Below are 9,866 nucleotides of genomic sequence, written 5' to 3'. Positions count from 1 at the left end.
CAGCGCGAAGCCGAGCGGGGCCGGCAGCCCAGGGAACAGCGGCGCGCAGGCGGGCGCGGCGTCCGTCGCCCGCCAGGTGACCCGCAGCGTCCGCAGGCCGTGGCCCGCCGCCAGCTCCGCCGTATCCGCGCGGCGAGCACCGGGTCGGTGATCCGGTCGTCGGCGGCGAGCAGGACGGCCTTCGAGAGGATCACCGAGAGCATCCCGCCGTCCTCCTCGAACGGCAGGAACACCCGCCCGCCGCCCCGCGCCGCACGGTCCGCGTCGACGGCCAGGTACGTGTCCGACGGCTCCATCAGCACGCTCCCCGAGCCCAGGTGGATCCGGTACGTCCGCACCTCGCCCCGGACCCGCAGGAACCGGTCGGTCAGCTCCGCCCGGCCCGCGATCCCGGTCCGCGGCAGCAGCCGGGCCAGCGCCTCGCGTCGGATCCGGGCCGGCTCCGACAGCTCGCCGAACGCCCAGCGCTCCCGGTACCCGTCGTGGGCCCGGTCCTCCCCGCGGTCCCGCCGGTCCGGGTCCGCCCCGACCGACGCCACGCCCACGAACAGGTCGACGTCCCGGAGCGCCTCGGACAGCACGAGCGCCGGTACGTCGGCCAGGGCGGCCTCCGCCCAGGCGCCCCGCGCGCCCGCCGCACCGGACCGGCGATCGAACCGCACCCGGTCCGTCGCGCAGAGCAGGGCCACCCCGTCGCGGCTCACCCCCTCGTCCACCAGCTCCACGAAGAACCGCGCCCGCCAGTGCGTCCCCTCGCCGGCCGGCAGGTCCCCCGGCACCGGCAGCTCCTTCACCATCTCCGAGGACGCGCCGTCCGAGAAGTACCCCAGGTGGTCGCCGGCCCAGCCGCGCTCGGCCATCAACGCCCGCGCCTGCCCGTACCGCAGCACGTGCCCCGCGAAGCGGTTCGTGTACGGGCCGGTCGCCGGCTCCTCCGGAAGCGGCCGGTAGACCTCGCGGAACACCTGCTTGAACGGCTGCCGCTCCTCCCGCACCGTCACCTCGGCCCGCCACTCGGCGACCTCGTCGGCGTCGGCACGCAGCGGATGCCACAGCCGCAGCCGGTCGCCCGCGCCGACCGGGCGGGCGGTGCCGTCCGCGGCCGCGAGCGCCCAGCCGCCCCCGGTCCGCTCGGGCAGCCCGGCCGTCCACCGCCCGCCGCCGCCCTCCGGACCGTCCGCCGGGCCGTCCTCCGCGACCTCCCACAGCAGGGCGCGGGCCATCGCCCCGGTGACCGGATGGTCCACGTAGTACCGCTGCCAGTCCTCCGCCGGCCGGCACGTCCCCGCCGCCAGGTGCTCCTCGAGACGGGACCGCTCGGCGGCGACGAGCGCCCGGAGCTCCTTGAGCCCGTCCCCGACCCGCTTGAGGGCCTCCCGGTGCCCCTCCCGGACGGACCGGGGCGCGGTCTTCAGGACCCGGCCCTCGGGGCCGCGGAAGGACAGCACGACCGTGCCGGGCTCCCGTACCGCGAGCTCCGCCGTGAACGCGCCGAGCGACTCCTCCCGGATCCCGCGCCCGTCGAGCCCGAGCGTCGGCACCCCGCGCTCGCGGAGCATCGACGGCGTCACGCCCGAGCGCGCGGCGACGGCTTCGAGGGCCTTGGCGATCCCCTTGGCCACCGTGCGGTTGCGCACCTGCTTCGCCAGCCGCCCGAGCCACTGCACGGCCTCCTCGCCCCGCGCGTCCCCGCACTCCCCGAGCACGGCGACGGCCGCCGTGGCCAGCGGCTGACTGCGGCAGGTGCCCCCGGAGCCGCCGAGTCCCGTCCCGGCGTTCAGCGCCACGGCCCCCGCCAGCGGCACCACCCAGGCGTCGGGCAGGTCGAGGGCCGCCCACAACAGGCCCCTCACCAGCGAGGTGTTGGTGTCACCGGTGAGGCCCCGGACGTGCGTGCCCCACGGGCCGAGGTCGCTGATCCGGTGCTCGGGCTGCGCCGCGACCCCCTCCAGCAGCCGCCGCACCACCTCGGCCCCCCGCTCGGCCTCGCCGAGCAGGGCCGCCGACGTCCGGCGCCAGGCCCGGGTCGCCCGGGGCTTGTCCAGGAGGACGCAGTGCCCCAGGAAGGCGGCCACTCCCGCACCCGCGAGCAGCTCCTCGTGCGCGGCGCGCATCGCCGGCCCGAAGTCGTCGAGCCGGTCGAGGAGATGGCGGGGGAGCCGGCCGGGCGTGACGGGTGCCTCCCGGCGCAGCAGGGCGTCCATCCGGTCCCGGAGCGGCGCGAACTCGGCGGCCCGGAGGGTGTGCAGGGAGTCGGCGGTCCGCCGCAGGGCCCGCACCCGGGCCCGGTCGAAGTCCTCCGCCTGCTCTGCCGCCGACAGGGCGACCGCGACCAACGTCCGGAAGGAGGACTCCAGTTCGTGCGGGGCGACCTTCGCGTCCTTCCCGACGAGCCGCGCGAGGAGCGCGTCCGACTCCTCGGTGCTCCAGCCCAGCTCCTGTCCGGACAGGTCGGCGAGGGCCTGCTCCGTCCGGGACCGCGCGTCGCGGCACGCCGTCGCGTGGAGCGCCAGCGCGCACCCCCTGCGCCCCTCCGCGTCCAGGGCCCCGAGCAACTCTCCGAGCGCTCCCGGCCCTTCGGCGAGCTCGCGCGCCAGCGCCTCGTCCAAGGCCTCGCGCAGCCCCTCGTACAGCCCTGCGTTCCCCACCGTCCGCACCACCATGCGAACGACGGTAGAGGACCCCACTGACAGCCGCCGACCGCCCTACCCGAACCGCCGCACCCCGGGGACCAGCGCCGTGCCCAGGCAGCAGCCGCCGACCACCACCGCGGCGGCGAGCAGGGGGACTTCGGGTCCCCAGGCGGAGGCGGCGAGGGGGGCCAGGGCGTAGCCCAGGGGCATGGCGGCGAGCGAGAGCAGCCAGTCGTAGGAGGTGACGCGGGCGAGCGCGTGGTCGGGTATCGCCCGCTGCACGGCGGTGGACCACACGGGGGAGAGGAATCCGAGTCCGGCCTGGGCGAGTCCGTAGGCGGCGATGGTCACGGGCGCCGGCGCGGGGACGGCGAGGAGGATCAGCGGCAGCGCGTACGTGGCGAGTCCGAGGTTCGCGGTGAGGACGGGGCGGCGGGGGCTGACCCGGTCGGCGAGCAGGGCGCCGAGGAGGAAGCCGACGGCGCCGGTCTGGAGGAGGACGACCCAGGTGGCGGCCCCGCCGAGCCGGTGCACGGCGATGGCGGGTCCGAGGGTCGTGAGGACGGCCGCGGCCCCGTTCCAGGCGCTGTGGGCGATCAGGCTCGTCCAGTACCAGTCCCGGGAGCGGACCTCCTGCCATCCCTCGGCCAGGTCGGCGCGGAGCGAGCGGCGCGGGATCGGCACCCGCTCCACCCGGACGGCGGTCAGGAGCAGGGCGCTGACGGCGAACGTGGCGGCGTCCAGGACGAACGCCCAGCCCGGTCCCACGGTGAGCACGAGGGTGCCCGCGAGGGCCGGCCCGCCGAGCTTGGTGGCGCTCTGGGCGACGCTCATCGCCGCGTTGGCGCGGTGCAGCGAGGCGGCCGCCACGGTTCCCTTCACCAGGGGCGATCCGGTCGGCATCGCGAAGGCCCCGGCGGCTCCGCCGACGGCCTCGGCGACCGCGAGCACGGCGAGGCTGGGGGTGCCGCCGAGCAGCTGGACGCCGACGAGGAGTTGGGTGGCGCAGCGGACGAGGTCGGTGGTCAGCGCGACCGTGCGGGCGTCGAAGCGGTCGCCGACCACGCCTCCGACGGGCAGCAGGAGCAGCTTGGGGACCATCGCGCAGCCCAGGACGAGGGCGAGGGCCGCGGTGGAGCCGGTGGCCTCCAGGACGGCGAGGGCGAGGGCCGCGGGGATGGCGGCGTCGCCGAGGAGGGAGAGGGCCCGTCCGGTGAAGAGCAGGCGGAAGGAGCGGGTGCGCAGGGGGTGGGGTGCGGCCGGGGGCGCGAGGGTGTGCTCGGGGGTGGCGGGCATGCGTCGTAGGGTATTTCGGTGCCAAATAATTCGTCAACGAAGTACTTTCACGTGAGCGCTGCCGCCCGCCGACGTACGATCACCCCATGGCGCATCCCGAGGAACCGCGTGCCCCGCGCGAATCCGAACCGCGTGACTGGACCGACGAGCACGTCGCCCGCTGGCAGCCCGTCCTGCCCGACCTCGACCCCGTCGTCGAAGGCGCCGTCACCCGGATGAAGAAGCTCTCCGTCCACTTCCGCCGGGTCAGGGAACAGTCCCTCGTCGACTTCGACCTGGAGCGCCACGAGTTCGACACCCTCCACAAGCTCGCCGGCCGCGGCGGCAGCGCCGCGCCCTCCGAACTCGCCCAGGACCTCGACCTCGCCCCCGCCTCCGTCTCCGGCCGCCTCGACGCCCTGGAGAAGCGCGGCTTCGTCCGTCGCACCCAGTCCACGACCGACCGGCGCCGGGTCGTCGTCGAACTCACCGCCTCCGGCCATGAGACCTGGCTCGGCGCCATGGACGTCCTCGGCCACGAGGAGTACCGCCTCCTCGGCGTCCTCGATGCCGACGAACGCGCCCTCCTCAACGACATGCTCCGCCGGATCATGTCCAAGGCCGAGTCCACCGAACCCACCCAGGGCTGGCACGTCTGACCCATCGCCCGGACCGGGCCTAACCCTCCCGTCCGCCCGCAGTCGTACCCGTGCCCGCGCCCCGGAAGCCGGCGCCCGCGATCCGCAGGACCCGTGCGGTCTCCTCGTCCGGGTTCTCGCCGGTGGTCAGGGTCGAGTACACGACGACCCGCCCCAGGTCGGGTGTGGCGAAGATGCCGCTCGTGTATCCGTGGTTCGAGCCCGTCTTGCCCCAGACCACCGGGCCGCCGCCGGGTGCCTGCACCCGCCGCAGACCCCCGTAGCTGAAGTCGGCTCCCGGTGTCTCCGGCGTCGTGAACAGCAGGCCGCGCTCTGTGGGCCGCAGCAGCCGGCCCCGTATCAGCGCGGTGAAGAAGCGCTCCAGATCGGAGGCGCGGGAGACGATCCCGCCCTCCGCCCAGGCCCAGTCGTCGGCCGGCAGGGAGGTGTGGCGCAGCCCCAGGGGTCGCGTGATCCGGTCGCGCAGCTCCTCGCCGTATGACCGGCCCGTCACCTTCTCGATCACGAGACCGACGAGGAAGGTGTTGATGCCGTTGTACTGCACGGCCGATCCGGGGGCCGTGGGAGTGCCGCAGGAGACCGCGGAGGTCACGACCTCCACCGGGGTGCCCGGCCGGACGCAGCGCGGCTTCTGCAGGCCGCTGGTGTGGCTGAGCAACTGCCCGACGGTGATGGGCTCGTAGGAGGCGGGCAGCAGTCCCGGCAGGAGCTCCTGGACGGTGTCCTCCGGGGCCAGCCGGCCCTCACCGACGAGCTGGAGCGCGATCGCGGACGTGAACAGCTTCGTGATGCTGCCGATCGCGAACTCCGCGTCGTCCGGCACCGTCCACTCCCCGGCCGTCCCCCTCCACCGCCCCTCCCGCCCCGTGACCCGCGCCATCGCGCCCCGCACGTAGTCGTCGGGCAACCCGGCCAGCGCGTCCCGCAGTGCCGCGGGGTCGACGTGGCCCTTCTGCGCGACGGCCGCCGGAGGCCGTAACGGCACCGGAGTCGTCCCGGTCGAAGCCGCCGCGGGCGCCACCGCCGTGCCCGCCACCGCCAGGGCGGCCGCCGCGGCGGCCACCGGCCAACGCACCTTGCGCATCCACGAGTTCGTCGAGTTCGTCATGGATCAAGGTTCCCGCGCGGACGCGGTCGGGGACCATCAGGGACGACCCGGACCCGACCCCGGTGTGGCCCTTAGGGCGCTCAGACGCTCAGCGAACGCGCGAAGTTGAGCTGCCCCATGACCCAGTGGATGGTGTCCGGTCCGGTCGCCGGGATCATCGTCGCGTGGTGCCGCCCGCCGCTGGTCACGGTGACCTGGATGAAGCCCGTCGTGGTCTTCTCCTTCATCAGCAGGAACAGCAGGCCGAGCAGGCAGAAGATGAAGAAGACGATCGCGAGCACGATCGCCACGGTCGGCATCTTCTCCTCGGTCCGCGACATGTCCATCGCGTTCCACACCGCGCCCTTGAGCGGCATCGGACCGGCCGGGGTGATGATCTGGTCGCCGACCACGGTGATGTCACCGAGGCTCAGCAGCGGCGCGCCCGAGCCCGCGGGGGCGTGCGGCGGAGGGATCGGCACCCCGCCCGGCAGGGTCGGCTGGTACGGCACTCCGGCCGCGGGGGTGGACCCTGCCTGCGGATAGCCGTACCCGGGCGTCGCGTCCTGCGGATATCCGTACGCCGGCGTGCCGGGCGTCTGGCCCTGCTGCCCCGGCCCCCACTTGTACTCGCCGTCCGCGTAAGGATTCGGCTCGCTCATCAGTCCCCGCTCTCCACTACGACGCGGGCAAGGAAAAAGCCCGCTCCTGCACGCCGCAGCGTACAGAAGCGGGCTTTCCCGCCACACCGGAGGTCAGAAACGTCGCGTGATCAGCGCGCGCTTCACTTCCTGGATGGCCTTGGTGACCTCGATGCCACGCGGGCACGCGTCGGTGCAGTTGAACGTCGTGCGGCAGCGCCACACGCCGTCCTTGTCGTTCAGGATCTCCAGGCGCTGCTCGCCCGCCTCGTCACGCGAGTCGAAGATGAAGCGGTGCGCGTTGACGATCGCGGCCGGACCGAAGTACTGGCCGTCGTTCCAGAAGACCGGGCAGGACGACGTGCACGCGGCGCACAGGATGCACTTGGTGGTGTCGTCGAAGCGCTCGCGGTCCTCGGCGGTCTGCAGGCGCTCGCGGGTCGGCTCGTTCCCCTTGGTGACCAGGAACGGCATGACGTCCCGGTACGCCTGGAAGAACGGCTCCATGTCGACCACGAGGTCCTTGAGCACCGTCAGGCCCTTGATGGCCTCGACCGTGATCGGCTTCTCGGGGTTGATGTCCTTGATCAGCGTCTTGCAGGCGAGCCTGTTCTTGCCGTTGATCCGCATCGCGTCCGAGCCGCAGATGCCGTGCGCGCACGAGCGACGGAAGGTCAGCGTGCCGTCGACGTCCCACTTGATCTTGTGGAGGGCGTCGAGCACACGCTCCTTCGGGTCGATCTCGATCTGGAAGTCTTCCCAGACCGACGCGTCCGACACCTCGGGGTTGAAGCGGCGGATCCGCATCGTGACCGTGATGTACGGGGAGGCGGCGGACTCCGCCTCGACCTTGTCCAGTACGGGGGTAGCCATCAGTACTTACGCTCCATCGGCTGGTAGCGGGTCTGGACGACCGGCTTGTAGTCGAGACGGACGGTCTCGGAGCCGTCCTCGCCGACCTCGCGGTACGCCATGGTGTGGCGCATGAAGTTGACGTCGTCGCGGTTCGGGTAGTCCTCGCGGTAGTGACCGCCGCGGGACTCCTTGCGCGCCAGGGCCGAGACGGCCATGACCTCGGCCAGTTCGAGCAGGTTGCCCAGCTCGATGGCCTCCAGGAGGTCCGTGTTGAAGCGCTTGCCCTTGTCCTGGATGGACACGTTCTCGTAGCGCTCGCGCAGCTCGGCGATCTTCTCGACGGCCGTCTTGATGGTCTGCTCCGTACGGAACACCATCACGTTGGCGTCCATCGTCTCCTGGAGCTCGCGGCGCAGGTCGGCGACCCGCTCGCTGCCCGTGGAGTTGCGCAGCTTCTCGATCGTGGCGACGACGAGGGACTCCGGGTTCTCCGGCAGCTCGACGAAGTCGTGCTTGGCGGAGTACTCGGCCGCGGCGATGCCGGAGCGCTTGCCGAAGACGTTGATGTCCAGCAGCGAGTTGGTGCCGAGGCGGTTGGCGCCGTGCACCGACACGCAGGCGACCTCGCCGGCCGCGTACAGGCCCGGGACGACGGTGGTGTTGTCCGACAGGACCTCACCCTCGACGTTGGTCGGGATGCCGCCCATGGCGTAGTGCGCGGTGGGCTGGATCGGGATCGGGTCCGTGTACGGCTCGATGCCGAGGTACGTACGGGCGAACTCGGTGATGTCCGGGAGCTTGGCGTCGAGCTGCTCCGGCGGAAGGTGCGTCAGGTCCAGGTAGACGTGGTCGCCCTCGGGACCGCAGCCGCGGCCCTCGCGGATCTCCGTGTAGATGGAGCGGGACACGACGTCACGGGACGCGAGGTCCTTCATGACCGGCGCGTACTTCTCCATGAAGCGCTCGCCGTCCTTGTTGCGGAGGATGCCGCCCTCACCGCGGGCGCCCTCCGTCAGCAGGATGCCCATGCGCCAGATGCCCGTCGGGTGGAACTGGAAGAACTCCATGTCCTCCAGGGGCAGGCCGCGGCGGTAGCAGGCGGCCTGGCCGTCACCGGTCAGGGTGTGCGCGTTGGAGGTCACCTTGAAGAACTTGCCGGTGCCGCCGGACGCGTAGATCACGGCCTTGGCCTGGAAGATGTGGATCTCGCCGGTGGCCAGCTCGTAGGCGACGACGCCCGCGGAGTGCTTCACACCGTCGACCTCGACGATGAGCTGGTCCAGGACGTAGAACTCGTTGAAGAACTCCACGCCCTCCTTGACGCAGTTCTGGTACAGCGTCTGGAGGATCATGTGGCCGGTGCGGTCCGCGGCGTAGCAGGACCGGCGGACCGGGGCCTCGCCGTGGTTGCGGGAGTGACCGCCGAAGCGGCGCTGGTCGATGGTGCCGTTCGGGGTCCGGTTGAACGGCAGGCCCATCTTCTCCAGGTCGAGGACGGCGTCGATGGCCTCCTTCGCCAGGATCTCGGCGGCGTCCTGGTCGACCAGGTAGTCACCGCCCTTGACCGTGTCGAAGGTGTGCCACTCCCAGTTGTCCTCCTCCACGTTCGCCAGCGCGGCGGCCATGCCGCCCTGCGCCGCGCCCGTGTGGGAGCGGGTGGGGTAGAGCTTCGTCAGGACGGCGGTGCGGCTGCGCTTCGTCGACTCGATGGCCGCGCGCATGCCGGCGCCACCGGCGCCGACGATGACGGTGTCGTACTTGTGGATCTTCATGACGTGGATTACCTCAGCCCCGTGCCTAGCGGATGTTCGGGTCGAAGGTGAAGATCACCAGCGTGCCCAGAAGGATGGTGAACACCGTGGCGGTGTACAGCAGGCCCTTGAGCCACAGGCGCGTGTTGGCCCGCTCCGCGTAGTCGTTGATGACGGTACGGAGGCCGTTGGCGCCGTGCAGCATGGCGAGCCAGAGCATCAGCAGGTCCCAGACCTGCCAGAACGGGGACGCCCAGCGGCCGGCCACGAAGGCGAAGCCGATCTTGGAGACGCCGCCGTCCAGGAAGAGCTGGATCAGCAGGTGGCCGAGGACCAGGACGACGAGGACCACGCCCGAGAGGCGCATGAAGAGCCACGCGGCCATCTCGAAGTTGCCGCGGGTCGCGCGCGGGGTCTTGCCCGTGCGCTTGCGGGGGGCCTCGATGTACGGCGCGGGGTTCTCCACGTCGTAGTGGGAGCCGCCCTCGACGGGGCCGATCGCGGCGGAGGTGTCAGCGGACATGAGTGGCGTCAGCTCCCGAACAGTTCACGTGCGGCGTGGCCGAGGACGGGGTACAGCGAGCCCGCCATCAGCACGACCCAGATGCCCACGACGGTCCAGAGCATCTGCTTCTGGTAGCGCGGGCCCTTGGACCAGAAGTCCACGGCGATGACCCGGAGGCCGTTCAGCGCGTGGAAGAGGATGGCGGCGACGAGGCCGTACTCCAGAAGAGCGACGATCGGCGTCTTGTAGGTCGCGACCACCTCGTCGTACGCCTCGGGGGAGACGCGGACGAGAGCGGTGTCCAGCACGTGTACGAACAGGAAGAAGAAGATGAGGACGCCGGTGACTCGATGAGCCACCCAGCTCCACATTCCTTCCCGGCCGCGGTACAGCGTTCCAGCCGGCACGGAAAAACCCTCCGGGAGCGGGGATCAGGGCCGGCCGGCTTCTCTGTCGGTCA

The 9,866-nt window shown here is 72.2% G+C and carries 9 protein-coding genes; 1 reads left to right on the top strand and 8 read right to left on the bottom strand.

The window, feature by feature from the left end:
- The coding region (locus ACFCY7_RS29565) for a DUF4132 domain-containing protein (RefSeq protein ID WP_376489113.1) at positions 1 to 2,663 on the bottom strand (2,663 nt) is incomplete at its 3' end.
- Positions 2,664 to 2,705: 42 nt separating this feature from the next.
- The gene (locus ACFCY7_RS29560; RefSeq protein WP_376489112.1) at positions 2,706 to 3,929 is read right to left on the bottom strand and encodes an MFS transporter; all 1,224 of its coding nucleotides are present in this window, start codon (positions 3,927 to 3,929) and stop codon (positions 2,706 to 2,708) included.
- A gap of 86 nt (positions 3,930 to 4,015) precedes the next feature.
- Here ACFCY7_RS29560 and ACFCY7_RS29555 point away from each other — a divergent pair, with 86 nt between their 5' ends.
- Positions 4,016 to 4,567, top strand: a complete 552-nt coding sequence (locus ACFCY7_RS29555; protein WP_376489111.1) for a MarR family winged helix-turn-helix transcriptional regulator — start codon at positions 4,016 to 4,018, stop codon at positions 4,565 to 4,567.
- A 19-nt stretch (positions 4,568 to 4,586) separates the two neighbouring features.
- Here the strand turns inward: ACFCY7_RS29555 and ACFCY7_RS29550 are convergent, their stop codons facing one another.
- The 6 genes from ACFCY7_RS29550 to sdhC form a co-directional block, all read right to left on the bottom strand.
- A complete protein-coding gene (locus ACFCY7_RS29550) occupies positions 4,587 to 5,675 on the bottom strand; it encodes a serine hydrolase domain-containing protein (RefSeq protein WP_376489110.1) in 1,089 nt (362 codons plus the stop codon).
- Positions 5,676 to 5,755: 80 nt separating this feature from the next.
- Positions 5,756 to 6,316, bottom strand: coding sequence for a hypothetical protein (locus ACFCY7_RS29545; protein WP_376489109.1), 561 nt, complete (start codon positions 6,314 to 6,316; stop codon positions 5,756 to 5,758).
- 93 nt (positions 6,317 to 6,409) lie between these two features.
- Positions 6,410 to 7,168 (bottom strand): succinate dehydrogenase iron-sulfur subunit, encoded by a 759-nt coding sequence (locus tag ACFCY7_RS29540; RefSeq protein ID WP_147980872.1) that lies wholly within the window; start codon positions 7,166 to 7,168, stop codon positions 6,410 to 6,412.
- On the bottom strand, positions 7,168 to 8,922 hold the full coding sequence (sdhA, locus tag ACFCY7_RS29535) for a succinate dehydrogenase flavoprotein subunit (RefSeq protein WP_376489108.1): 1,755 nt from the start codon (positions 8,920 to 8,922) through the stop codon (positions 7,168 to 7,170). The genes ACFCY7_RS29540 and sdhA overlap by 1 nt, the downstream gene beginning before the upstream one ends.
- Positions 8,923 to 8,947: 25 nt before the next feature.
- A complete protein-coding gene (locus ACFCY7_RS29530; RefSeq protein WP_017239712.1) occupies positions 8,948 to 9,424 on the bottom strand; it encodes a succinate dehydrogenase hydrophobic membrane anchor subunit in 477 nt (158 codons plus the stop codon).
- Positions 9,425 to 9,432: 8 nt separating this feature from the next.
- Entirely contained in the window at positions 9,433 to 9,813 is a 381-nt protein-coding gene (gene sdhC / locus ACFCY7_RS29525) for a succinate dehydrogenase, cytochrome b556 subunit (protein WP_015035721.1), read from the bottom strand.
- Between the last annotated feature and the right edge of the window lie 53 nt (positions 9,814 to 9,866).

Source organism: Streptomyces sp. NPDC056361 (assembly GCF_042262805.1).
Taxonomy (GTDB): domain Bacteria; phylum Actinomycetota; class Actinomycetes; order Streptomycetales; family Streptomycetaceae; genus Streptomyces.
The sequence above is the reverse complement of the archived record's forward strand: the minus strand, read 5'-3'. Positions and strand labels throughout refer to the sequence as shown.

What these genes read in the sequence shown, in the direction of transcription:
- ACFCY7_RS29540 (WP_147980872.1), bottom strand. Translation starts at nt 7,168, where the DNA reads ATGGCTACCCCCGTACTGGACAAGGTCGAGGCGGAGTCCGCCGCCTCC.
- ACFCY7_RS29555 (WP_376489111.1), top strand. Translation starts at nt 4,016, where the DNA reads ATGGCGCATCCCGAGGAACCGCGTGCCCCGCGCGAATCCGAACCGCGT.
- ACFCY7_RS29530 (WP_017239712.1), bottom strand. Translation starts at nt 9,424, where the DNA reads ATGTCCGCTGACACCTCCGCCGCGATCGGCCCCGTCGAGGGCGGCTCC.
- ACFCY7_RS29560 (WP_376489112.1), bottom strand. Translation starts at nt 3,929, where the DNA reads ATGCCCGCCACCCCCGAGCACACCCTCGCGCCCCCGGCCGCACCCCAC.
- ACFCY7_RS29550 (WP_376489110.1), bottom strand. Translation starts at nt 5,675, where the DNA reads ATGACGAACTCGACGAACTCGTGGATGCGCAAGGTGCGTTGGCCGGTG.
- ACFCY7_RS29545 (WP_376489109.1), bottom strand. Translation starts at nt 6,316, where the DNA reads ATGAGCGAGCCGAATCCTTACGCGGACGGCGAGTACAAGTGGGGGCCG.
- sdhA (WP_376489108.1), bottom strand. Translation starts at nt 8,922, where the DNA reads ATGAAGATCCACAAGTACGACACCGTCATCGTCGGCGCCGGTGGCGCC.